This window comes from Mesorhizobium sp. CA13, from assembly GCF_020165235.1.
Lineage (GTDB): Bacteria > Pseudomonadota > Alphaproteobacteria > Rhizobiales > Rhizobiaceae > Mesorhizobium.
The window spans coordinates 95083-116434 of sequence record NZ_JAIUHS010000007.1 but is presented as its reverse complement, the minus strand read 5'-3'; the positions used below and the strand labels follow the sequence as shown (position 1 = coordinate 116434).

Sequence of the window (21352 nt, the reverse complement as noted above, 5' to 3'; positions counted from 1 at the left end):
GGACATATGTCGCGCGGCAAGGGCCGATTTCGACAGGTGCCGGAAAAAATCTTTCGGCCAGGGTCGCGTCCCGCGCAAGCCGGGAGCTGTTTCCGCATCCATTCAACCGTTCGTCTAATGAATGCAATTGCGGGTTGGCATTTGCGGCCCGCCGTCTAAACTCGGCCGGTTCGCATCGAGGAGGTGGTGCGGCAGCCAATATTTTCAGGGAGGAAACCGGATGTTCCATTTCAGAACGAAGTTCGTTGCGGCCGGCGCAATGGCGCTTTCACTTGGGCTCGGCATTGCCTCGGCCAGGGCACAGGAATTCATCAACGTGCTGACCGGCGGCACGTCGGGCGTCTACTACCCGCTCGGCGTGGCGCTGTCGGAAATCTACAGCAAGGGCATCGCAGGCGCCCGCACCCAGGTGCAGGCCACCAAAGCTTCGGTCGAGAACCTCAATCTGCTGCAGCAGGGCAAGGGCGAGATCGCCTTCGCGCTCGGCGATTCCGTCAAGATGGCCGCCGAAGGCAATGCCGAAGCCGGCTTCCCCGGCAAGCTCGACAAATTGCGGGGCATCGCCGCCATCTACCCCAACTACATCCAGATCGTCGCCAGCCAGGAATCCGGCATCAAGACGCTGGCCGACCTCAAGGGCAAGAGCCTGTCCGTCGGCGCGCCGGCCTCCGGCACCGAGCTTAATGCGCGTGCCATCTTCGCCGCCGCCGGGCTGAAATACGAGGATCTCGGCCGGGTCGAATACCTGCCCTTCGCCGAATCGGTCGAGCTGATCAAGAACCGCCAGCTCGACGCCACGCTGCAGTCGGCCGGGCTTGGCGTCGCCTCGATCCGCGACCTCGCCACCTCGGTGCCGATCAATGTCGTCGCCGTGCCGGCCGAGGATGTCGCCAAGATCGGCGCCCCCTATCTGTCTGTCCTTATCCCCAAGGGCACCTATGAGGGCCAGGCCGAGGATGTCGCGACCGCGGCCGTCGGCAATTTCCTCGTCACCCGCGCCGACGTTTCCGACGAGACCGCCTACCAGATGACCAAGCTGATGTTCGAGCATCTCGACCAGCTCGCCGCCGCCCACGCCGCCGCCAAGGCGATCGACCCCGCCAAGGCGCTCGACGGCATGCCGGTGCCACTGCATCCGGGCGCGGAGCGGTACTACAAGGAGAAGGGGCTGTTGAAATAGGCGGGCAATCGGACATGTCTTCGCCAGGCGCCCCCCTCCGGCCTGCCGGCCATCTCCCCCGCAAGGGGGGAGATCGGCAGCGTCAATGTCGGCGTTTATCCTGCAATGTCGGCGTTTGGCGAAGAGCATTGCGACAGCCAATCTCCCCCCTTGTGGGGGAGATGCCCGGCAGGGCAGAGGGGCGCGCCTCGCACTACAATTCGCTCGCTTTGGAGTTGGCCGGATGAGCGAAACAACGCATGGAACGCCAGCCGACGGCAAATCCTCCACCTTCCATCTCCCTGTCGCCGAAGAGCAGGTCGAAGGCTTGCCGCCGGGCTTTGGCGACGGCATCGCCGGCAAGGCGGCCTTCGCAATTGCCGTCGCCTTTTCGGTCTTCCAGATCTACGTCGCCGCCTATGGCAGCATTCCGAGCCAGGTGGTGCGGGCCATGCATGTCGGCTTCCTGCTGCTGCTCGGCTTTGGCCTGATCGCCAATTTGCGCGCCCGAAGCCTGCCGGCCAAGGCCGTGTTCTGGGCGCTCGGCGTGCTCGGCTTCGGCACCGGCCTCTATAACTGGGTGTTCTACACCGACCTCATCCGCCGCTCCGGCTTCCTCACCGTGCCGGACCTGATCGTCGGCGCGGTGCTGGTGGTGCTGGTTTTCGAGGCGGCCCGGCGGCTGATGGGATTGCCGCTGGCAATCATCGCCTTCATTTTCCTCGCCTACTGCTTCGTCGGCAACCACCTGCCGCCGCCCTTCATCCATCGCGGCTACGATTTCGCCCAGCTCGTCGACACTTTCGCCTACGGCACCGAAGGCATATACGGCACGCCGGTCTATGTCTCGGCCGCCTATATCTTCATCTTCGTCGTCTTTGCCGCATTCCTCGAACGCGCCGGCATGATCGCGCTGTTCAACGATTTCGCGCTCGGCCTGGTCGGTTCGTGGCGCGGCGGCCCGGCGCAGGTCTGCGTTTTGTCTTCGGCGCTGATGGGCACCATCTCCGGCTCCGGCGTCGCCAATGTCGTGGCCAGCGGTCAGTTCACCATCCCGCTGATGAAGCGCTTCGGCTTCCGGTCGGCCTTCGCCGGCGCCGTCGAGGCGACCTCCTCGATGGGCGGCCAGATCATGCCGCCGGTGATGGGCGCGGTCGCCTTCATCATGGCCGAGACGCTGAACATCCCCTATGCCGAAGTGGTCAAGGCGGCGATCATCCCGGCGCTGCTCTATTTCGGCGCCTGTTTCTGGCAGGTGCATCTGGAAGCCGGCAAGGCCGGCCTGCACGGCATGGCCAAGGCCGAACTGCCCAATCCCTGGGATGCCGTGCGCCAGCACTGGCCGCTGGTGCTGCCGCTGGCGGCCCTCATCTATCTCCTGTTTGCCGGCTACACACCGATCTTCGCCGGCACGATGGGCCTGGCGCTGACCATCGTGCTCATCCTCGGCACGCCGCTGGCGGCCCTGATCGGCCCGCTCGCCTTCCGCGTCGTCTTCTGGCTGGCGCTCGGGCTCGCCGCCGCCTCGTTCATGCGCTTCGGCGTCAACATACTCGGCCTCGTCATCGCCGCGCTCGTCGTCGCCTGCTTCGCCTTCAAGGGCGGGCGCGAAACGCTGCGGATCTGCGTGGATTCACTCGCCGAAGGGGCCAAGAACGCGCTGCCGGTCGGCATCGCCTGCGCCATCGTCGGCATCGTCATCGGCACGCTGACGCTCACCGGCATAGCCTCGACCTTCATCGGCTGGATCATCTCCATCGGCGAGGACAATCTGTTCCTGTCGCTGGTGCTGACCATGCTCACCTGCCTGGTGCTCGGCATGGGCATCCCGACCATTCCCAATTACATCATCACCTCCTCGCTGGCCGGCCCGGCGCTGCTGTCGCTCGGCGTGCCGCTGGTGGTCAGCCATATGTTCGTCTTCTACTTCGGCATCATGGCCGATCTTACGCCACCGGTTGCGCTGGCCGCCTTCGCGGCCGCCCCGATGGCCAGGGAGAGCGGCCTCAAGATCGGCATCCAGGCGACCAAGCTCGCCATTGCCGGCTTCGTCGTGCCATTCATGGCGGTCTACACGCCGGCGCTAATGCTGCAGGATCCAGGCCCGATCGCCGCCCAGTTCGGCTACCCCGTCGAGGTCGCCTATATCGTCGTCAAGGCGTGCATGGGCATCGTGCTGTGGGGTGCCGCCGCCGTCGGCTTCCTTGCCAGGCGCATGGCGTGGTGGGAACGGCTCGTGGCCTTCTGTGCCGGCGTGCTGCTGGTCGCGGCGATCCCGCTCACCGACGAGACGGGCTGGGCACTGTCGTTCGCCTGGATCGGCTGGCATTTCTGGCGCGCGCGGCGGGCCACGGCCAAGGCATGAACCTGTGTATCCTTGCCGTGGGCAAGACGGTGACGCTGGCGGCCGCCGCCTTCACCCTGTCCTGGACGCATTCGGTGGAGCGCACGCGCTGGGAGGAAGACTGGAAGGTGATGCCTTCCGGCCTGCAAGTCACCGAGGCGCGCATAAAGGGCTCGGGCGCCGGCATGGAGCCGCCGGAGGGCGCGGTGCTGCGAGACGGCTGGTGGGCCTATGCTCCGAAGGTCGGGCCGCAGCGAAGCCTCGCGCTCGCCGCCTCCGGCGCGACCGGTGATGGTTGGACACTGTGCACAGGTCAGGGTTGCCGAGAGCTCGGCAAGGTGGCTGGCGGCACGATCGTGCTGGAGCCATGTGCGCCGGACGGCGCGAACCGGCCGCGGTAGCTCATCCCGGCTGGAGCAAACGCTGTCGAAGACGGTCAGCGGATGGCTTGCATCGAAGGGTATTCAGAAGGACGGCTTGGACTGGGCCGACTGGACTGGGGCCCGACTGGAGAAGGTCGCTCACGCAGGCCCCGCAGCCCCATGTCCTGAGACATTAAGCCAGCGAAGGCGGTCTCAAAGCCGCGGCGATGTCGCACGCCGCCGATCGGCGAAGACCGGGCGCTCGGCGCGATAGGTGGTGGCGCGCGACTCGGCGTCCGGCCTGCAGATGCGGCTGTTGTGTCGGCTCTCGAAAGTCATGGTCAGTGCGCGCCCAACGAGGTGCCGCGACGAGCGCAGGCCGGGCCTGGTCCGCGCATGTAGTAGCGCTCGGGCCGATAGGTTGGCGCGACGAATTCGCGGATCGCTGCGGCATAGCCGATTAGGTGCGTGAGGAAGTTCATTTTACCTGGTCCCTGTCCCGACTTTCGGGTGTCCCTTCCGAATTGCGGAAATCATAGCGTCGAGGCGTGAATAGTCGGTGAACGCGATGTTAATTTCTGGTCGAAAACCCGTCGCTTCATGGCCGGAATGCGGCTGATTCGGGGTCTTTCCACGCCTTTTGTCGCCATTTCGGCGTGTGTGACTTTTGCATCACATATGTTTCGTTTGAATGTCGCCTGGGTGCGGTTGCGTTTCAGCTTTCGTCCTGGCGGGAGAATTTCGTTGCTCGACGCCGCAAGTCCGGAACCCGGCCCGGGACGAGACGTTGACTCCTCGAGCCGGCATGGTCGGCCGATGGGGCCGCCGACCGGTGTCCCTCCAACCCGCAACCGCAGAGCAAAGGAAGGGTCACAATCATGGGCTTCTTTTCGAAGGACATCAAAACGCTGGACGATCTCTTCGTGCACACGCTGCGCGACATCTACTATGCCGAGAAACAGATCGAGAAGGCATTGCCGAAGATGGTCGACAAGGCGACCGATCCGCAGCTGAAGGCCGGCTTCGAGAAACATCTCGAGCAGACCAGGGGCCATATCGAACGCGTCGAGCAGGTGTTCGAACTGCACGGCGTCAAGGCCAAGGAGGTCAATTGCCCGGCCATAGACGGCATCCTCGAGGAAGCGGACGACGTCAGCGGCGACGTCGACGACAAGGAGGTGCTGGATGCGGCGCTGATCGCCTCGGCGCAAGCGGTCGAGCACTATGAGATGACCCGCTACGGCACCTTGATCGCCTGGGCCAAGCAGCTTGGCCGCAGCGATTGCGCCAACGTATTGGCCAAAAATCTCAAGGAAGAGCAGGCGACGGATCGCAAGCTGACCGAAATCGCGGAAAGCAAGATCAACCTGCAGGCCGCCGAATAGGGGCTGAAAGCCGGGGCCGGCGGCAATCGCGCCGGCCTTGGCTCGACCGGATTGGAACCGTTGGGGTCGTCGTCCGTTCCAGCCTGGTCTTTCTCTACAGGAAATCATCATGGCGCCGCGTCCCGCCTGGAAAGGCTATCTGAAGCTTTCGCTGGTCACCTGCGCCATCGAACTGACAAATGTCGTAACCCATGCCGAGAAGGTCTCGTTTCGCATCCTCAACCGCGAGACCGGCAACACGGTGAAACGGATTTATGTCGACGCCGAAACAGGCAAGCCGCTTGAGGACGGCGACGAGATCAAGGGCTACGAGGACGACGATGGCAATTTCATCCACATCGAAGAGGACGAGATCGAGGCCATCCAGATCGAGTCCTCGCATACGATGAGCCTCGACGGCTTCGTCGACAAATCCTCCATCGAGCAGATCTATCTCGATACGCCCTATTATGTCGCGCCGGCCGACAAGGTCTCGCAGGACGCTTTCGCCGTCATCCGCGACGCGATGGCCGGCAAGAAGATGGCGGGCCTGGCGCGCATCGTGCTCTATCGGCGCGAACGTCCCGTGGTCATCGAACCGCTCGGCAAGGGCATGGTGCTGACGACGCTGCGCTACGACAACACGGTGCGGCAGCCGGACACCGTCTTCGGCGACGTCGAATCGGTGAAGACGGATCAGGAGATGACCGATCTGGCCGAGCTCATCATCGACAAGAAGAAAGCGAAGTTCGATCCCTCGAAATTCGAGGACAAATACGAGGACGCGCTGCTCGAACTGATCCGCGCCAAGAAGGCGGGCCGCAAGGCACCCAAGGCCAAGGCCGCGCCCAAGCCGTCCAACGTCGTCAATCTTTTCGATGCCCTGAAGAAGAGCCTCTCGTCGGATGGTGGATCCGGCGAACGCCGCGGCAAGGCCTCCGTGAAAGCCAAACCGCCGGCCAAACGCGGCAAGTCGAAAGAAGCCGCGCCCAAGCGCAAATCGGCGTGAGGACACCAAGGGATGGCCAGCCTCGAACAATATCACGCCAAGCGCGATTTCAGGAAAACCGCCGAACCTCACGGCAAGGTCGCCCGCGGCAAGAAGAGCGAGGCCGGCGGCATCTTCGTCATCCACAAGCACGCGGCGACCAGGCTGCATTACGACCTGCGCCTCGAACATGCCGGCGTGCTGTGGAGCTGGGCGGTGACGCGCGGCCCGAGCCTCGATCCGCACGAGAAACGGCTGGCCGTGCATGTCGAGGACCATCCGATCGATTATGCGCCGTTCGAGGGCACCATTCCCAAGGGAGAATATGGCGCCGGCTCGGTCATCGTCTGGGACGAGGGCACATGGGTGCCGGAGGGCGATCCCGCCAAGGCGATGAAGAAGGGCCATATCAACTTCGAGCTCAACGGCCATAAGCTGCACGGCCGCTGGCACCTGGTGCGGCTGAGACCGCGCCCCGGCGAGAAGCGAGACAACTGGCTGCTGATCAAGTCGGACGATGGCGCGGCGCGCCCAGGCGAGGATATTCTGGAGGAAGCGCCGAAATCGGTGAAGTCGGGCCTGACCATCGAGGAGGTCGGGGCGGGCAAGGCCGCGAAAGGTGAGAAGGCGAAGGTCTGGCACTCCAACAAACCGGCCGCCGCCCAAGCCAAGGCCGGACACGCACAGCGCCTCGACTTCATCGAGCCACAACTGGCCACGCTCGAGCGGGAAGCGCCGCCGGGCGAGGACTGGCTGCATGAGGTCAAGTTCGACGGCTATCGCATGCAGGCGCAGATCGCCGGCACGGACGTGCGGCTGCTCACCCGCACCGGCCTCGACTGGACGAAGAAATTCGGCGACGCGATCGTCGCCGAGCTCGCCGGGCTGAAATGCAGCGACGCTATCATCGACGGCGAGATCGTGGTGTTGGCCGACAGCGGCGTCTCTTCCTTCGCACTTTTGCAGGCCGACCTGTCGGCGAAGCGCACGGACCGCTTCATCTACTACGTCTTTGACCTGATGCGGCTGAATGGGCGGGACCTGCGCCGCGAGCCGCTGGTCGAGCGCAAGCAGGCCTTGCAGGAATTGCTGGCCAGCCAGCCGGAGGATTCGGCGGTTCGCTTCAGCGACCACTTCGCCGAGCCCGGCAAGGTGATGCTCGAGCATGCCTGCCGCATGGGACTGGAAGGCGTCGTCTCCAAGCGCGCCGACGCGGTCTACCGCAGCGGGCGCGGGCTGTCCTGGGTGAAGTCGAAGTGCACGCTGCGACAGGAGTTCGTCATCGCAGGCTACCTGCCGTCCGACAAGACCGGGCGCGGGCTGCGTTCGCTGCTGCTCGGTTATTTCGAGGCCGGCAAGCTCCACTATGCCGGCCGCGTCGGCACCGGTTTCTCGACCGGCAGCGCCAATGCCCTGAAGAAGAAGCTCGATGCTCTGCAAACGAAGTCGTCGCCCTTCGACAAGGCCGTGCCGAGGGGCAAGGGCCTGGTCTGGGTGAAGCCGGAGCTTGTCGGCGAAGTGGAGTTCCGCAGTTGGACCTCCGACCGTATAGTACGCCACGCCTCGTTCCAGGGGCTGCGCGAAGACAAGCCGGCGGAGGAAGTCGTGCAGGAGAAACCGAAGGCACCGACAGGCAAGAGCACGGCCCGGGCCAAGCCGGCGTCAGGCGGCGCAACGCCGGCAAGGGCGGCAACCACCACGGTGAAGCTGTCCCATCCGGACAAGCTCCTGTGGCCCGACGAAAAGATATCCAAGCAGGGGCTGCTCGACCATTACGCGCTGGTGTGGCCGCGCATGAAACAATTCGTGGTCAACCGCCCGCTCAGCCTGGTCAGGGCCCCCGACGGTGTCGGCGGCCAACGCTTCTTCCAGAAGCACGCCTCACCCGGCATGCATGACAAGATCGAGAAGACGAGGGATCCCACGGACGGCGAGGAAATCCTGTTCATCCGCGATTTCGACGGCATCGCGGCACTTGTCCAGCTCGGCGTGGTCGAGATCCACATCTGGGGCTGCACCGTCGACGAGCTCGAGCGGCCCGACCAGATCGTCTTCGATCTCGATCCCGATGAGGGGGTGCATGTGAAGGCGGTCCGCGCGGCGGCACTCGATATACGGGGCAAGCTTGACGAGCTGTCGCTGCCCAATTTCGTCAAGACATCGGGTGGCAAGGGCTTTCATGTCGTCGTGCCGCTGAAACCATCGGCCAACTGGGAGGAGGTGAAAGGCTTCGCCCATGATTTCGCGCGCGCGCTGGAACAGGGCGCGCCCGACCGCTACACCGCGACACTGTCGAAGAAGGCGCGCACCGGCAAGATATTCGTCGACTATCTGCGCAATGGCAGCGGCGCCACCACGGTCGCGCCTTACTCGTCGCGGGCCAAGAAGGGTGCCACGGTGTCGATGCCGGTGACCTGGGACGAGATCGAGGCCGGCCTGCCGCCGAACGCCTTCCCCATCGGCGACAAGACGACGCTGAAGCGGCTGGCGGAAGCCGATCCGTGGAAGGATTTTTTCAAGAAGGGGAAGGTGTTGAAGCGGGGGTAATTCTGGCCGCATCTGAAGCGCAGCGATCCTTCGTGCCTGTCCCCGCCGACGGATCGATGCTGGCAACAGCGTCGATAACCTCAAGCCAAAAACACCTTCTCGAACGCCTGTTTGCCGGGCGGCGAAAAAATCACCGCGCGGCTGTCCTTCTCCCGGCGCGCCCATTTCTCGGCGAGAATCTTGTCGAGGATGGCGGCGCCCAGCGTGCCGGCGAGATGCGAGCGCCGTACGCTCCAGTCGAGGCAGTCGCGGCACACCGGCCGCCGGGCCTTCGCCTCCACATCGATGCCGATCGCCGCGAAATGCGAGGCGGCCGAAGGCGCCAACCGGATTTCGCCCTTGTCGCGCAGCAACAGCCTCCGGTCGATGAGACGGTCGAGCATCGCCACCGCCTGCTCGCCGGCAAGATGATCGTAGCAGACGCGCGCCACGCGCATCGCTCCGTCGCGCGGGCCCGGCCGCACCCGCCTGGGGCCGACGGTTTCGGCGACGCCGGCGATCGCTTCGATCATTTCAGCCACCTGCGGCCCGGCGAGCCCGTAATAGCGATGCCGGCCCTGGCTTGCCACGGTCAGCAGCCCGCCTTCCATCAGTTTCGACAGATGCGAGGAGGCGGTCGGCATCGACACGCCGGCCTCGAGCGCCAGTTCGCTCGCCGTCAGCGCCGTGCCGCCCATCAGTGCGTTGAGCATGTTGGCGCGGGCCGGGTCGCCGATCAGGCTGGCGATGCGGGCAATGTCGGGTCCTTCACGCATAGTTTCATCCCTATCGAAGCATTCTCGCCAGATAATCACTATCCTTCGCTCAGCTCAAGGAGCGCTGACGATGCTCCTGACAGGAAACTGGTAGCACAACGGCGTAGGCGACGTTTCGACAGAGATCGAATTATCTGTGCGCCAACTCAGGGAGACCGAAATGACCATCACCTGCTTCATCCGTTACGAGATCGATCCGTTCGGCAAGGCCGCGTTCGAGGAATATGCCCGTAACTGGGGCCAGGCCATTCCGCGCTGCGGCGCCGACCTGATCGGCTACTACGCGCCGCATGAAGGCTCGGCCACGACCGCCTATGCCGCCTACAACATAGAAAGCCTGGCCGCCTACGAAGCCTATAGGGCCCGGCTTGCCGCCGACCCGGCCGGCAAGGCAAACTACGAATTCGCCCGCCGTGAAAAATTCATCCTCAAGGAGGACCGCATGTTCCTGAAACTGGCGTCCGGCCCGCACGCGAAGTTGGTGCTGCCGTGATCGCCGTCATCTTCGAGGTCGAACCGGCCGCAGGCAGGCGCGATGCCTATCTGGGCATCGCCGCCGAGTTGCGGCCGCTGCTTGAAAGCATCGATGGCTTCATCTCGGTCGAGCGCTTCCAGAGCCTCGCCAATCCGGACCGCATCCTGTCACTGTCGTTCTGGCGCGACGAGGAAGCGGTGAAGGCATGGCGCAACACTGAGGAACACCGGCAGGCCCAGCAGGCCGGGCGCGGCGGCATCTTTGCCGGCTACCGTTTGCGGATTGCGCAGGTGGTGAGGGACTACGGGCTGACGGAAAGGGAAGAGGCGCCGGCGGACAGCCGGGCGGTGAACGGGTAAGGGAGTGGCGCGGCTCTTCCTTGGTGGCCTCGAGAAGCGAGGTCGGATGAGGGGTGCACCAGGGACCGCCAAGGTCTCATTCCGCTGGAACACCCCTCGTCCGTCTCGGCGCTACGCGCCGATCCACCTTCTCCCACAAGGGGAGAAGGAAGAACCGCCTAAGCGTTTCCGATCAGCACGCCCGCCGCGAACACCAGCGCGCCGCCGAGCACCACCTGGAAGGCGGCGCGCAGGAAGGGTGTCTGCATGTAGCGGTTCTGGACGAAGGCGATCGCCCAGAGTTCGAAGAACACCACCACGGCGGCAACCGCGGTCGCCGTCCAGAAATGCGGGATGAGGTAAGGCAGCGCATGGCCGAGGCCGCCGAGCGTCGTCATGATACCCACGGTCAGGCCGCGCTTGACCGGCGAACCCCGGCCCGACAGCTTGCCGTCGTCGGAGGCGACCTCGGTGAAGCCCATCGAGATGCCGGCGCCGATCGAGGCGGCGAGGCCGACGAGAAGCGTCTGCCAGGTGTCGTGCGTGGCAAAGGCGGCGGCGAAGATCGGCGCCAGCGTCGATACCGAGCCGTCCATCAGTCCGGCCAGTCCCGGCTGCACATAGGTGAGGATGAACTGGCGCTGCTCGGCCGTCGCCTCCTCGACCTTCACGGTGCCCGGCACGTGCTGCTGCTCCAGTCGCTGCGCCATGCTCTCATGGCTCTGTTCCGCCGCCGCCAGTTCGTCGAGCAGCTTTCTGGTCGAGGCATCGGTGGTGCGCCTGGCCGCCTCGACATAAAACAGATAGGCTTGCCGCTCCATCGCCTCGGCCTGGCGGCGTACCTGCTCGATGCCGAGCGGCTTGACCAGCCAGTCGGGCTTGCGCTCGTAATAGCCCTTCACATGCTCGCGCCGGATCAGCGGAATGCGCTCGCCGAAACGCCTGCGGAAAAGCTCGATCAGCGCGTCGCGATGACCGTCCTCCTCCTCGGCCATGTCCTCGAACATCTTGGCCGATTGCGGAAAATCCTCCGCCAGCCCATCCGCATAGGCGCGATAGATGCGACCGTCGTCTTCTTCCGACGAGATGGCAAGCGCCAGGATCTCCTGTTCGGAGAGCGAATCGAAGGAGCGGCGGCCGAAGCCGAAAACACGGGAAAGCATGAGGAAATCACCCTAGTTTAGAATTGTTCTAAACTAAAGTTTGCTGCCGCATCGGTCAATCGTGCGCCTGGGCGGCAGTCAAGATTTGTTGAAGCAGCTATCCGGGCGCCGGCCCTTCATTATCGGCAAATGTTCACTTATATGACGGAACTCAAGCCAACAACCGAGGAAGCCCGATGACAGCAAAGCCGCACGCCCATCACTTCGACCCGAAACCAGTCCTCGACCTCATCGCCAGCATCGAGGCAGATCTGCAGCGCCTGAAAGGCCTGGTCGAGCAGCAGATCGAGAAGTTCGACCCGGCCAACCCGCACAACAAGACCCTCGACGGCAAGCTGACCGAGGAAGGCGTCGAGTGCTGCTACCGCATGTTCGACGAAGGCAAGTCGCGCTATTCGGTCTCCCAGCAGATGAAGATTTCCTTCGCCGCCGCCACCCATCGCTTCAACGCCTGGCGCAAGGCCGGCGGCAACAAGCGGCAGCGGACGTTGTTGGGGTGAGGGTTGAACTGGACGGACCGGCAGGCAGGTGACGGCCAGCACTGCTGGCCGTCGTGACCCCAAACCTTGTGACGGTTACATTTTTTTGTTGGCCTCGCGCGGCCCTTTGCGTGCACCATGGCCGGACCACATCTACAGGACCCGCCATGACCACGCCTCCCGGCATCGCCGATATCCACGCCGCCGCTGCCCGGCTCTCCGGCCTTATTGTCGAGACGCCACTGATCGAATCGCCCGAGCTCAACAGCCGCTTCGGCGGTCGCATCCTGTTCAAGCCGGAAACGCTGCAGCGTACCGGCTCGTTCAAGTTCCGCGGCGCCTACAACAAGCTGTCCTCGCTATCGGCCGAGGAACGTGGCCGCGGCGTGGTCGCCTTTTCCTCGGGCAATCATGCGCAAGGCGTTGCCGCTTCCGCCGCCATGTTCGGCGTCAGGGCGGTCATCGCCATGCCGTCGGACGCACCGGCCATGAAGATCGGCAATGTCCGCAAGATGGGCGCCGAAGTGGTCCCCTTCGATCGCGTCCGCGAAGACCGCGTGGCCGTGGTTCGGCCTTACGTGGAGAAGGGCATGGTCCTGGTGCCGCCCTATGACGATCCCGCCATCATCGCTGGCCAGGGCACGATCGGCCTCGAACTGCTGCGTCAGGCCAAGGCGCTTGGCGTGAGCCTCGACGCCGTCGTCGTTCCCTGTGGCGGCGGCGGGCTGAGCAGCGGGATTTCGATCGCGGTCAAGGACGGTTCGCCCGCCACCGCCGTCTGGGCGGCAGAGCCGGAATTTTTCGACGACACCAGCCGGTCGCTGGCCAAGGGCGCCAGGGTAGCAAACGAGCCCGGCCACATCTCGATCTGCGACGCGCTTCTCGTTGCCGAGCCGGGCGCGCTCACCTTCGAGATCAACCGCAGGACGCTGGCCGGCGGCATTGCCGTCTCGGAGGAGGCGACGAAGCAGGCCATGCGTGATGCCATGGCCCATCTCAAGCTGGTCGTGGAGCCCGGCGGCTGCGTCGGGCTGGCGGCGCTCTCGTCGGGCAGGATCGACTTGGCCGGCAAATGCGTGGCCGTGGTGCTCTCTGGCGGCAATGTCGATTTCGACGCCTATGCCAAGATCATGGCTGCTGCCGCCTGACGCCCGCCCCGCGTGGCAGGGCGGGCAGCCTTGTTGTTTCGCAATTCCGGATGGAAACCGCTGCGCACTTTTCCTGGAATTGCCCCAGTGCCGTCAGTCGATGACCTTCACGATGCGACGGGTTCCGGGATCGACGAGGACGGTCTGACCGTTGACGACGACATAGCGGTACTGCACATCAGGGACATCGATCGCGTGCAGTTCCACTGTGTCCGGCAAGGTCGAGCCGATGGCCAGCTGGACGCCCAGCAGGTCGACCGAGGCGATCGGCTTCTTGTGCACATATTCGCGGATGACGGTCTCCTGCTGCGGCTCGATGATCACGTCCTGAGCGGCGGCCGCACCGATGCCGGCAAGCAGAAGCCCGGCCGCGGCGGCGGAAAGATACAGTCTCATCATTGCCTCCATTGCTGGTCGATAGAGCGCAATACACTTGCAAGTCTGTGCTCTAGGCTTCGCTTGCACTGAGGGGGCCATCTTGGCCCGCAAGTGGCAGCGGCGAGGCTGATCGACAACGCCGGGGCAGAAGCATGGTTCCAACCTTCCGGGGGCTGTTCAGTCCAGCGTGCGGCGGAAGCGGACAAGGGCGACGCCGGCAAACAGCGCCACGAACACCACCAGCCAGCCGATCTCTACGGCCACCGCCGGCAGCTGCGCGCCCTTCAGCATGACGGCACGGGTAATGCGCAGGAAATGCGTGAGGGGAAAGATCTCGCCAAAGATCTGCGCCCAGCCCGGCATGCCGCGATAGGGAAACATGAAACCGGAAAGCATGATCGACGGCAGGAAGAAGAAGAAGGTGAGCTGCAACGCCTGCATCTGCGTGCGCGCGACGGTCGAGATCGTGTAGCCGAGCAGCACCAGGGACAGCACGAACACCAGCACAGCCGACAAGAGCAGCGTCATCGACCCCGTGAAGGGGATGGCGAACAGAAGCTTCGACGCCGCCAGCACCACCACGACCTGAACCGCGCCGACCGCCAGATAGGGCAGCACCTTGCCCAGCATGATCTCGAGCGGGCTCGAGGGCATGGCGAGCAGGTTCTCCATCGTGCCGCGCTCTGTCTCGCGCGTCAGCGCGATCGAGGTCATCATCACCATCGTCATCTGCAGGATGACGCCGAGCAGGCCGGGGACGATGTTGTATTGCGAGATGCCCTCCGGATTGTAGCGCCGGTGCACGACCACATCGAGCTGGCCCCGGGCGGCCTCGGCGGCGGCCTCCTGCATGCCTTGCGCTCTGAGCAGCGCCTGGCCGGCGACGGTGCTGAGCGTCGAGATGGCGCCGCTGGCCACCGCCGGGTCGGTGGCGTCGGCCTCGATCAGGATCTGCGGATTGTCGCCGCGCTCCACCCGCCGCGCGAAATCGGCCGGAATGGTGACGACGAAGGCGACGTCGCCGCGCGCCATCAGGAATTCGGCCTCCTCGGCACTTTGCGCCACATGGTCGAAGCGGTAGTAGCCGGTGGTCTGCAGCGCCGAGACCATGGCGCGCGTATAGGGATCGCTGCTCGTCGCCACGAGTGCCGCCGGCAGGCTCTTCGGGTCGTTGTTGATGGCGTAGCCGAACAGCACCAGCTGGATCAGCGGCACGCCCAGCATCATGGCGAAGGTGATGCGGTCGCGGCGCATCTGGATGAACTCCTTGATCAGCAGCGCGCCGAGCCGGGCGAAGGAGAAGACCGCGTTCATGCCATGTTGTCCTTCGAGCCGGACATGAACTGGATGAAGACGTCCTCGAGGCTGGTTTCGCCCGGCGCCACCGTCACGCCCTTGTGCTCCTTCTCGACATCGGCCAGCGCCGCCTCCAGCTTCTTCCTGTCGGCCCCCACGACATGCAGCGTCGCGCCGAACGGCGCCACCTGGTCGACGCCCGGCCGGCCTTCGAGCGCTTGCGCCACCTGCTCGAGGCGCGGGCCCTGCAGGACGAAAGTGGTCAGGCCGGCATTCCGGACTACCTCGGCGACGGTGCCCGTCGCCAGCATCTTGCCGTAGGAGATATAGCTGATGCGATGGCAGCGCTCGGCCTCGTCCATATAGTGGGTGGAGACCAGCACGGTCAGCCCGCCGCTGGCCAGCCGGTGGATCTCGTCCCAGAACTCGCGCCGCGCCTTGGGGTCGACGCCGGCCGTCGGCTCGTCGAGCAGAAGCAGCTTCGGCTTGTGCATGATGCAAGCGGCCAGCGCCAGCCGCTGCTTCCAGCCGCCCGACAGCGTACCGGCGAGCTGGTTGCGGCGTGTCGCCAGGCCGAGTTCCTCCAGGGTCCTGGCGACATGCTCCTCGACCGGCTTCAGCCGGTAGAGCCGCGCCACGAATTCGAGGTTCTCGCCGATCGTCAGATCCTCGTAGAACGAGAACTTCTGCGTCATGTAGCCGACCTCGCGCTTGATGCGCAGGCTGTCGGTGAGGATGTCGAACCCCAGCACCGTGCCTTCGCCCTCGTCCGGGGTCAGCAGGCCGCACATGATGCGGATGGTGGTGGTCTTGCCCGAGCCGTTGGGGCCGAGGAAGCCGACGATCTCGCCTTCCGCCACCGTCATCGTGACATGGTCGACGACGGTCTTGTCGCCGAAGCGCTTGACCAGGCCGTGCACGTCGATGACGTTCATTTCCCTGAAACCGCCAGCTCGACATCGACGATCTGGCCCGGTTGCAGGGCGCTGGCGTCACCCTCCGGCCGCGCCTCGACGAGGTAGACCAGCTTCTGCCGGTTCTCCAGCGAATAGATCACCGGCGGGGTGAATTCCGGATCGGGCGAGACATAGCTGACGCGCGCCTTCACATCCGGGCCGCAGCCGTCGCAATGGACGCGGAGCAAGGTGCCGACCTTGACCGAGGAGAAGGCGGCTTCCGGTATATAGACGCTGAGCTTCACCGCGCCGTCGGGCAGCACGGAGATGACGGGCGCGGTCGGCCCTGCCGTGTCGCCCGGATTGCGGATGACGTCGCTGACGCGGCCCGGAGAAGGGGCCGCCAGGGTGCGCTTGGACAGCCGCCACGCCGCTTGGTCGAGCGCGGCCTGCGCCTGCTTGACCTGACTTTCGGCGGCCTTGATCGTCTCGGGACGCGCCGGCAGGCCGCCGGCGGCGAGATTGGCCTGCGCCTGTCCGACCTGCGCATTGGCCGTCTCCAGCGTGGCGGAGGCGGTGTCGTAGTCGGCCTGCGTGCCGGTGCCGCGCCTGAACAGGTCGGCGGCGCGGTCGTATTTGCGTCTGGCATCGTCAGCCTGTGCCTTGGCCATGTCGACCTGGGCCTTGAGGGCGGCGATTTCTTCCGGCCGCTTGCCCACTTGCAGATCGGCAAGCTGCGCCTGCGCCTGGGCGAGACTCGCCGTGGCCTGTGCGACCGCGATTTTCGCGTCGGCGTTTTCCAGCGTCACGATCGTCGTGCCCGACGTGACGCGATCGCCGCGCTTGACGGCGACGGTCTCGACCTGCGCCACCTCGATCGGCGCCAGCAGCACATAGTCGCCTTCGACATAGCCGACGGCCAGCGGCGAAGCCGGTGCGCAGGCGCCGAAGAGCTGAGCGGCAAGCGGCAGCGAACACAGAAAGCTCATCGTCTCGATCCCTTCCGGGCGGCCAGTATGGCGCCGAGGTTGTCCGATGTGACGGCCGCCACCTTGGCGGCCTCGGCGGCGCCGATCTCGCGCCAGCCCATGCGGCGCATGACCGCCTCGCGGCCGATGCGGAAATAGATGACCTGTCCGATCAGCGTGAACACGGTGAGCCGGGTCGCCTCGCTCTCGGCCGCCTCCCCGGTCGCTTCTTCCCAGAGCAGGCACAGGCGCCGATGCGTCGGCTCGAATACGCCCTCATAGATGCGGTCGAGCGCCGCGGTCGGGTGCGAGAGCTCACGCAGCACGAACTGCACGATCTCGCCGGCCTGCGGCTGCGCCACGACGAATGCCACCATCCGCTCCAGCGCCGCGAACAGCTGCGCGCGCGCCGTCTCGGGGTTCGCGATTGCCGGCGCCCGCGCCTCGCCGAGTGCCTGGCCGGCGACGGACTGTATGGTGTCCACGATATGGTCAGCGGCGGCGAGGCGCAGCCCTTCCTTGCTGCCGAAATGATAGGCGATGGAACCGATATTGGCCTTGGCCTCGGCCGCGATCTCGCGCGTGGAGGTGCCGTCGAAGCCTTGTCTTCCGAACAGCTTGAGCGCCGCGCGGACCAGGGCTTCACGCGTCATCTCCGCGGCGGGCGGCTCGCGGCGAAGGTTTCGGGCTTCGGGCGGCTTGATCATGCGGCACACTTTAATCAATCGATTGATTAAAGTCAAATCGGATCGCGGACATGGCTTGCCACGCCGGCCCGCGCGGGCTTTAGTGCGCGGCCATGGGCAAGGAAGTCGAGCGCAAGTTCCTGGTCTCCGGCACGGCATGGCGGGATCTGGTCGAGGTGGACATCCGCATCCTCCAGTTCTATCTCGCCGCCGCGCCGGGGCGCACGGTGCGCGTGCGCATCAGCAACGGCGCCTCGGCCAGGCTGACGCTGAAATTCGGCAGCAAGGCGCGCGAGCGCGACGAATTCGAATATCCCATTCCGCTGGCCGACGCCGTGGAGATGCTCGGCTTCGCCATCGGGCGTGTCATCGAGAAGACACGTCATCATGTTAGGCATGGCGGCTATCTCTATGAAGTCGATGTCTTTGGCGGCGCGCTGGCGGGGCTTGTGGTGGCCGAACTCGAGACGCCGGACGATGTCCCGGATGAAATGCTGCCAGACTGGCTCGGCCGTGAGGTGACTGGCGAACAGCAATTCTACAACGCGTCGCTCGCCCTCGGGGGGATTCCGGAGATCGCCGCATGAGCTTTCGCATCGATCCCCGCCTGCCGCTGACCGGCGAGGTCAGGCGTATCCTGGCCGAGGAAATCGGCAAGGCGCTTACTCATCTCGACACGGCGCGTGACAGGCCGGAGCAGGGACTGCACAAATCCCGCAAACGACTGAAGAGCGTGCGCGCCTTGTTGCGTCTAGTCCGTTCCGGTGACGAAACATTCTGTCGCGCGGAGAATGAGCGTTACAGGCAGGTCTCGGCATTGCTCGCCGGACCGCGCGAGGCGACCGCCTTGATCGAGACGATCGACCGTCTGGCCGACGCCTTTCCGGGGCAAAGCGGCGGTGACGGCCTCGGCCCCGCCCGCGATCGCCTGGTGATGCGCCAGCACGCGCTTCATGCCGGCGCCGGTCTCGACGCGGCCATAGAAGCTGCCATCGCCGCCTGCCAGGAGGGCCTCGAACGCGTCGACAGGCTGTCCTTGCCGGACCAGCCGGAGCGGGCCGCCGACATCCTGGCCGAGGGCGCCCGCGCCATATTGCGGCGCGCCCGCAAAGCGCTGGACAAGGCGGCCTCGAGCGGCGAGGCGGAGGATTTCCATGACCTGCGCAAGGCGGCCAAGACCCACAGCATGCATCTGTCGCTGCTCGGCCGCCTGTGGCCAACGCCAATCAAGGCTCGTCGCAAGGCGGTCGACAGGCTCGCAGAGCAACTCGGCGAACTGCACGACGTCTTCGTCATGCGCGCGATGCTGGATGCCGGCGGCGAGCCGCTTGGGCCGCCCGGGGATACGAAACTCCTCGGCAAACTCCTGAAGCATTCCGAAAAGAGCCTGAGGAAATCCTGCCTTGCCGAGGCGGCCGAACTGTTCGGCGACAGTCCCAGGCGCTCAACGAAGAAGCTGGCCCGCAAGGCGCGCGACGATCTTGCCGGCGCTCCGCCTGCGGAGGAATTGGCGGCGAGGTGACGCGACGGGATTCATCGCCGGTCATGCCGGCATTGGCCGTGGGTGGCTCGCCGGGAGGGGCTGGCCCTTCATTCGCGCACCGGCATCACGCGGGTGCGGGCCGATCGGCATGATTGCGGGAAACGGCGTCGCACCGAAGGCGAACGTCCATTTGTAGCCGACCAGTGCGTCCTCCGGCGTCGTATGCTGGTCATGATGGGCAAGCAACCGGGCTCGGTCGGCCAGTTCTTCCGCCTCGCGCCGCACCATCTCGGCCGTTTCCGGGCGCATGCGCCTGGAGAAGCTGACGAAGGTCGCCTCGTTCTCGATATGGGTTATGGCCCAGCCGATGAAATTCTTGTTGGTCATTTCGAATAGCGGCCTCAGCGGCCCTTCGAAATTCCACTGGATCGGCGTCTCCACCAGCAGCCTTGCCGACAGGCCGCGCCCAAGCGCCACCAGGCCCAGCTCCTCGAGGTCACGCAGATAAAGGAACATCGAGGCCTCGCTCAGTCCCTGCGAGCGCATGATGCCCTGTGGCGTGAACTTTTCCGACAGCATGACGAAGACGAACAGCAGCGCCGGCCGGCCGGCGAGCCTGCGCTCGATCTCCGGCGCGATGTGGTTGACCGGTCCCGGTCCCCTGTTCATCGAGCCGAGCACGTTCTCCAGCTCGACGCCGGCGGCCGCGCAGATCTCCATCAGCCTGTCGAGCTTGCAGTTGCGTTCGTGGAAGATGCGCTTCACCGTCGGCTCTGAGACACCCATCCGTTCGGCAAGCGCGCGATAGGTGAGGCCCTTGGCCTTCAATGTCCGCTTCAGCGCCTCGAAGATCGGACCGTTCATGGAATGAATCTCTTTTGCGAGGTTTCGTATCGACTTTCGATACTAGCAGCGATCAGTCTTCCCGGGAAGTATCGAAATCGCTAGCTCTACGCCGGCAATCACAGGAGACCAGTCATGAAGAGCCCCTCCATCCTTGTCGCCGTCGCGGTCGCCGCCATCGCGCTAGCCTTCCCGGCGCAGGCCGGCGAGACCTGGCGCGCCACCGGTTTCGAGCAACCGGAATCGGCGCTCTTCGACGCCGCCGACAACCGAATCATTGTCTCCAACATTGTCGGCAATCCCGGCGAGGCCGACGGCAACGGCTATCTGTCGCTGCTATCCTCCGACGGCAAGCTGATCACCCGTCACTGGGTCGGCGGCATGGACGCTCCGAAAGGCATGGCGATCTCGGGCGGCAGGCTCTACGTCGCCGACATCACGAGGATCCGCGTCGTCGATCTCGCCAGCGGCAAGCTCATCTCCAGCATCGATGTGCCGGACGCCGTCTTCCTGAACGACATGACATCGGATGTCTCCGGCAAGGTCTATGTCACGGATATGCTGGCCGACACCATCTACCGCATTGACGGCGACAAGCCGGTGCCGTTCGTCAAGGACGCACTGCTTGCTTCGCCCAACGGCATCTTCGCCCATGGCGGCAGGCTGATCGTGGCGTCCTGGGGCAAGGGCATCAAGCCGGATTTCAGTACGGGCGAGCCCGGCGGGCTGCTGGCGGTCGACCTCGCCGGCAAGACGGTGACGCCGCTGCCCGGCGCCCAGAACTTCGCCGATCTCGACGGCGTCGTGGCCATCGGCGACAGCATCTACGCCACGGCCTACATGACCGGCACGCTCTACCGGTACAGAGAGGGCGGCACGCCGGAAGCAGTGGCGCATTTCAGACCGGGCAGCGCCGACATCGGGACCGACGGCAAGTCGATCCTCTATGTCCCGCTGATGAACGACGGCGAAATCGTGGCGCTGAGGCTCGATTGAGAAGCCAGATTTTCGGAGCCGACCTTACGAGAGCCTTTGCCACATGGGCCGGGCGGATCTAAAACCAGCCGCCATGAGGATGGTCGTCCGCCGCCCGCTCGCCCGTTCGGAACTGCCGCACGATACGGCCGTTCTCGCGCGCTATCTCATCGGCAAGATCGTGGTGCGGGAACTGCCCGGAGGCATTGCCAGCGGCCGCATCGTCGAGACCGAGGCGTATGTCGCCGGTGACGCTGCCGGGCACGGCTACCGGGGAATGACCTCGCGCAACCGCTCGCTGTTTCTCGAGCGCGGGCATGCCTATGTCTATCTCGCCTACGGCATCTCATACATGCTGAATGTCTCGAGCGAGGTGCCCGGAATCGGAACCGGCGTCCTGATCAGGGCACTCGAGCCGCTCGACGGCATTCCGATCATGCGGCTCAATCGCGGCATCGAGCGCCTGCGTGACCTGGCGCGAGGACCGGGAAGGCTCGCCATGGCGTTGCGGATCGACCGTTCGCTCGACGGGCTCGATCTTTGCCGGGAAGGCCCTCTATGGCTTGCAAGCGATGGCCGCGACCCCGGCGAAATCGGGCAGGGCGTTCGGATCGGCATTTCGAAGGACGCGGACCGCCTGCTGCGATTTTATGTCCGGGGAAGTCCGTTCGTCAGCGGTTCGCGATCGCTCAACCCATGAGAGGT

Annotated in this window: 23 protein-coding genes; 14 read left to right on the top strand and 9 right to left on the bottom strand. The window is 65.0% G+C overall.

Annotation, left to right across the window (positions count from 1 at the left end; translation table 11 throughout):
- Window positions 1–220 precede the first annotated feature (220 nt).
- The 3 genes from LB566_RS17875 to LB566_RS17865 all read left to right on the top strand — a co-directional run bounded on the left by LB566_RS17875 (window position 221) and on the right by LB566_RS17865 (window position 3904).
- Entirely contained in the window at window positions 221–1180 is a 960-nt protein-coding gene (locus LB566_RS17875) for a TAXI family TRAP transporter solute-binding subunit (protein ID WP_224625348.1), read from the top strand.
- 223 nt (window positions 1181–1403) lie between these two features.
- Window positions 1404–3524, top strand: coding sequence for a TRAP transporter permease (locus LB566_RS17870; RefSeq protein WP_224625347.1), 2121 nt, complete (start codon window positions 1404–1406; stop codon window positions 3522–3524).
- The gene (locus tag LB566_RS17865; RefSeq protein WP_224625346.1) at window positions 3521–3904 is read left to right on the top strand and encodes a DUF1850 domain-containing protein; all 384 of its coding nucleotides are present in this window, start codon (window positions 3521–3523) and stop codon (window positions 3902–3904) included. Before LB566_RS17870 ends, LB566_RS17865 begins: the two co-directional genes overlap by 4 nt.
- 302 nt (window positions 3905–4206) lie before the next feature.
- Here LB566_RS17865 and LB566_RS17860 read toward each other — a convergent pair whose 3' ends face one another.
- Window positions 4207–4347 (bottom strand): hypothetical protein, encoded by a 141-nt coding sequence (locus LB566_RS17860; RefSeq protein WP_013892047.1) that lies wholly within the window; start codon window positions 4345–4347, stop codon window positions 4207–4209.
- 396 nt (window positions 4348–4743) lie between these two features.
- On the opposite strand from LB566_RS17860, the gene LB566_RS17855 reads away from it, so the two are divergent.
- The 3 genes from LB566_RS17855 (at window position 4744) to ligD (ending at window position 8764) form a co-directional block, all read left to right on the top strand.
- Window positions 4744–5250, top strand: coding sequence for a ferritin-like domain-containing protein (locus tag LB566_RS17855; protein WP_224625345.1), 507 nt, complete (start codon window positions 4744–4746; stop codon window positions 5248–5250).
- Between the two features lie 109 nt (window positions 5251–5359).
- Entirely contained in the window at window positions 5360–6238 is an 879-nt protein-coding gene (locus tag LB566_RS17850; protein ID WP_224625344.1) for a Ku protein, read from the top strand.
- Window positions 6239–6250: 12 nt separating this feature from the next.
- Entirely contained in the window at window positions 6251–8764 is a 2514-nt protein-coding gene (ligD, locus tag LB566_RS17845; RefSeq protein ID WP_224625343.1) for a DNA ligase D, read from the top strand.
- A gap of 80 nt (window positions 8765–8844) precedes the next feature.
- Here ligD and LB566_RS17840 read toward each other — a convergent pair whose 3' ends face one another.
- The gene (locus LB566_RS17840) at window positions 8845–9519 is read right to left on the bottom strand and encodes an ArsR/SmtB family transcription factor (RefSeq protein ID WP_224625342.1); all 675 of its coding nucleotides are present in this window, start codon (window positions 9517–9519) and stop codon (window positions 8845–8847) included.
- 160 nt (window positions 9520–9679) lie between these two features.
- Here LB566_RS17840 and LB566_RS17835 point away from each other — a divergent pair, with 160 nt between their 5' ends.
- Together LB566_RS17835 and LB566_RS17830 are read left to right on the top strand one after the other, a co-directional pair.
- Window positions 9680–10012 (top strand): NIPSNAP family protein, encoded by a 333-nt coding sequence (locus LB566_RS17835; protein ID WP_140491782.1) that lies wholly within the window; start codon window positions 9680–9682, stop codon window positions 10010–10012.
- On the top strand, window positions 10009–10353 hold the full coding sequence (locus tag LB566_RS17830; protein ID WP_224625341.1) for an antibiotic biosynthesis monooxygenase family protein: 345 nt from the start codon (window positions 10009–10011) through the stop codon (window positions 10351–10353). The genes LB566_RS17835 and LB566_RS17830 overlap by 4 nt, the downstream gene beginning before the upstream one ends.
- Before the next feature lie 158 nt (window positions 10354–10511).
- On the opposite strand, the gene mbfA is transcribed toward LB566_RS17830, so the two are convergent.
- A complete protein-coding gene (mbfA, locus tag LB566_RS17825; RefSeq protein WP_140491779.1) occupies window positions 10512–11495 on the bottom strand; it encodes an iron exporter MbfA in 984 nt (327 codons plus the stop codon).
- Between the two features lie 176 nt (window positions 11496–11671).
- On the opposite strand from mbfA, the gene LB566_RS17820 reads away from it, so the two are divergent.
- Together LB566_RS17820 and LB566_RS17815 are read left to right on the top strand one after the other, a co-directional pair.
- Entirely contained in the window at window positions 11672–11995 is a 324-nt protein-coding gene (locus LB566_RS17820; protein ID WP_140491777.1) for a hypothetical protein, read from the top strand.
- A gap of 146 nt (window positions 11996–12141) precedes the next feature.
- Window positions 12142–13122: a threonine/serine dehydratase gene (locus LB566_RS17815; RefSeq protein WP_224625340.1), complete on the top strand. Its 981-nt coding sequence runs from the start codon at window positions 12142–12144 to the stop codon at window positions 13120–13122.
- Between the two features lie 93 nt (window positions 13123–13215).
- On the opposite strand, the gene LB566_RS17810 is transcribed toward LB566_RS17815, so the two are convergent.
- The 5 genes from LB566_RS17810 to LB566_RS17790 form a co-directional block, all read right to left on the bottom strand.
- Window positions 13216–13518 carry a DUF1236 domain-containing protein gene (locus LB566_RS17810; RefSeq protein ID WP_224625339.1) on the bottom strand — a complete coding sequence of 101 codons (303 nt, stop codon included), beginning with the start codon at window positions 13516–13518 and terminating at the stop codon, window positions 13216–13218.
- A 159-nt stretch (window positions 13519–13677) separates the two neighbouring features.
- On the bottom strand, window positions 13678–14814 hold the full coding sequence (locus LB566_RS17805; protein ID WP_140559144.1) for an ABC transporter permease: 1137 nt from the start codon (window positions 14812–14814) through the stop codon (window positions 13678–13680).
- Entirely contained in the window at window positions 14811–15731 is a 921-nt protein-coding gene (locus LB566_RS17800; protein ID WP_224625338.1) for an ABC transporter ATP-binding protein, read from the bottom strand. Before LB566_RS17800 ends, LB566_RS17805 begins: the two co-directional genes overlap by 4 nt.
- Entirely contained in the window at window positions 15728–16681 is a 954-nt protein-coding gene (locus LB566_RS17795; RefSeq protein ID WP_224625337.1) for an HlyD family secretion protein, read from the bottom strand. Before LB566_RS17795 ends, LB566_RS17800 begins: the two co-directional genes overlap by 4 nt.
- A complete protein-coding gene (locus tag LB566_RS17790) occupies window positions 16678–17367 on the bottom strand; it encodes a CerR family C-terminal domain-containing protein (RefSeq protein ID WP_224625336.1) in 690 nt (229 codons plus the stop codon). Before LB566_RS17790 ends, LB566_RS17795 begins: the two co-directional genes overlap by 4 nt.
- A 92-nt stretch (window positions 17368–17459) precedes the next feature.
- On the opposite strand from LB566_RS17790, the gene LB566_RS17785 reads away from it, so the two are divergent.
- Together LB566_RS17785 and LB566_RS17780 are read left to right on the top strand one after the other, a co-directional pair.
- A complete protein-coding gene (locus tag LB566_RS17785; RefSeq protein ID WP_224625335.1) occupies window positions 17460–17933 on the top strand; it encodes a CYTH domain-containing protein in 474 nt (157 codons plus the stop codon).
- Window positions 17930–18868, top strand: a complete 939-nt coding sequence (locus LB566_RS17780; protein WP_224625334.1) for a CHAD domain-containing protein — start codon at window positions 17930–17932, stop codon at window positions 18866–18868. Before LB566_RS17785 ends, LB566_RS17780 begins: the two co-directional genes overlap by 4 nt.
- 21 nt (window positions 18869–18889) lie before the next feature.
- Here the strand turns inward: LB566_RS17780 and LB566_RS17775 are convergent, their stop codons facing one another.
- Window positions 18890–19693, bottom strand: a complete 804-nt coding sequence (locus tag LB566_RS17775; RefSeq protein ID WP_224625333.1) for a helix-turn-helix domain-containing protein — start codon at window positions 19691–19693, stop codon at window positions 18890–18892.
- Window positions 19694–19807: 114 nt separating this feature from the next.
- On the opposite strand from LB566_RS17775, the gene LB566_RS17770 reads away from it, so the two are divergent.
- Both LB566_RS17770 and LB566_RS17765 read left to right on the top strand, forming a co-directional pair.
- Window positions 19808–20668 carry an SMP-30/gluconolactonase/LRE family protein gene (locus LB566_RS17770; RefSeq protein WP_224625332.1) on the top strand — a complete coding sequence of 287 codons (861 nt, stop codon included), beginning with the start codon at window positions 19808–19810 and terminating at the stop codon, window positions 20666–20668.
- 73 nt (window positions 20669–20741) lie between these two features.
- Window positions 20742–21347 carry a DNA-3-methyladenine glycosylase gene (locus LB566_RS17765; protein ID WP_411910488.1) on the top strand — a complete coding sequence of 202 codons (606 nt, stop codon included), beginning with the start codon at window positions 20742–20744 and terminating at the stop codon, window positions 21345–21347.
- Window positions 21348–21352 lie beyond the last annotated feature (5 nt).

What these genes read in the sequence shown, in the direction of transcription:
- LB566_RS17875 (WP_224625348.1), top strand. Translation starts at nt 221, where the DNA reads ATGTTCCATTTCAGAACGAAGTTCGTTGCGGCCGGCGCAATGGCGCTT.
- LB566_RS17870 (WP_224625347.1), top strand. Translation starts at nt 1,404, where the DNA reads ATGAGCGAAACAACGCATGGAACGCCAGCCGACGGCAAATCCTCCACC.
- LB566_RS17865 (WP_224625346.1), top strand. Translation starts at nt 3,521, where the DNA reads ATGAACCTGTGTATCCTTGCCGTGGGCAAGACGGTGACGCTGGCGGCC.
- LB566_RS17860 (WP_013892047.1), bottom strand. Translation starts at nt 4,347, where the DNA reads ATGAACTTCCTCACGCACCTAATCGGCTATGCCGCAGCGATCCGCGAA.
- LB566_RS17855 (WP_224625345.1), top strand. Translation starts at nt 4,744, where the DNA reads ATGGGCTTCTTTTCGAAGGACATCAAAACGCTGGACGATCTCTTCGTG.
- LB566_RS17850 (WP_224625344.1), top strand. Translation starts at nt 5,360, where the DNA reads ATGGCGCCGCGTCCCGCCTGGAAAGGCTATCTGAAGCTTTCGCTGGTC.
- ligD (WP_224625343.1), top strand. Translation starts at nt 6,251, where the DNA reads ATGGCCAGCCTCGAACAATATCACGCCAAGCGCGATTTCAGGAAAACC.
- LB566_RS17840 (WP_224625342.1), bottom strand. Translation starts at nt 9,519, where the DNA reads ATGCGTGAAGGACCCGACATTGCCCGCATCGCCAGCCTGATCGGCGAC.
- LB566_RS17835 (WP_140491782.1), top strand. Translation starts at nt 9,680, where the DNA reads ATGACCATCACCTGCTTCATCCGTTACGAGATCGATCCGTTCGGCAAG.
- mbfA (WP_140491779.1), bottom strand. Translation starts at nt 11,495, where the DNA reads ATGCTTTCCCGTGTTTTCGGCTTCGGCCGCCGCTCCTTCGATTCGCTC.
- LB566_RS17820 (WP_140491777.1), top strand. Translation starts at nt 11,672, where the DNA reads ATGACAGCAAAGCCGCACGCCCATCACTTCGACCCGAAACCAGTCCTC.
- LB566_RS17815 (WP_224625340.1), top strand. Translation starts at nt 12,142, where the DNA reads ATGACCACGCCTCCCGGCATCGCCGATATCCACGCCGCCGCTGCCCGG.
- LB566_RS17810 (WP_224625339.1), bottom strand. Translation starts at nt 13,518, where the DNA reads ATGAGACTGTATCTTTCCGCCGCCGCGGCCGGGCTTCTGCTTGCCGGC.
- LB566_RS17805 (WP_140559144.1), bottom strand. Translation starts at nt 14,814, where the DNA reads ATGAACGCGGTCTTCTCCTTCGCCCGGCTCGGCGCGCTGCTGATCAAG.
- LB566_RS17800 (WP_224625338.1), bottom strand. Translation starts at nt 15,731, where the DNA reads ATGAACGTCATCGACGTGCACGGCCTGGTCAAGCGCTTCGGCGACAAG.
- LB566_RS17795 (WP_224625337.1), bottom strand. Translation starts at nt 16,681, where the DNA reads ATGAGCTTTCTGTGTTCGCTGCCGCTTGCCGCTCAGCTCTTCGGCGCC.
- LB566_RS17790 (WP_224625336.1), bottom strand. Translation starts at nt 17,367, where the DNA reads ATGATCAAGCCGCCCGAAGCCCGAAACCTTCGCCGCGAGCCGCCCGCC.
- LB566_RS17785 (WP_224625335.1), top strand. Translation starts at nt 17,460, where the DNA reads ATGGGCAAGGAAGTCGAGCGCAAGTTCCTGGTCTCCGGCACGGCATGG.
- LB566_RS17780 (WP_224625334.1), top strand. Translation starts at nt 17,930, where the DNA reads ATGAGCTTTCGCATCGATCCCCGCCTGCCGCTGACCGGCGAGGTCAGG.
- LB566_RS17775 (WP_224625333.1), bottom strand. Translation starts at nt 19,693, where the DNA reads ATGAACGGTCCGATCTTCGAGGCGCTGAAGCGGACATTGAAGGCCAAG.
- LB566_RS17770 (WP_224625332.1), top strand. Translation starts at nt 19,808, where the DNA reads ATGAAGAGCCCCTCCATCCTTGTCGCCGTCGCGGTCGCCGCCATCGCG.
- LB566_RS17765 (WP_411910488.1), top strand. Translation starts at nt 20,742, where the DNA reads ATGAGGATGGTCGTCCGCCGCCCGCTCGCCCGTTCGGAACTGCCGCAC.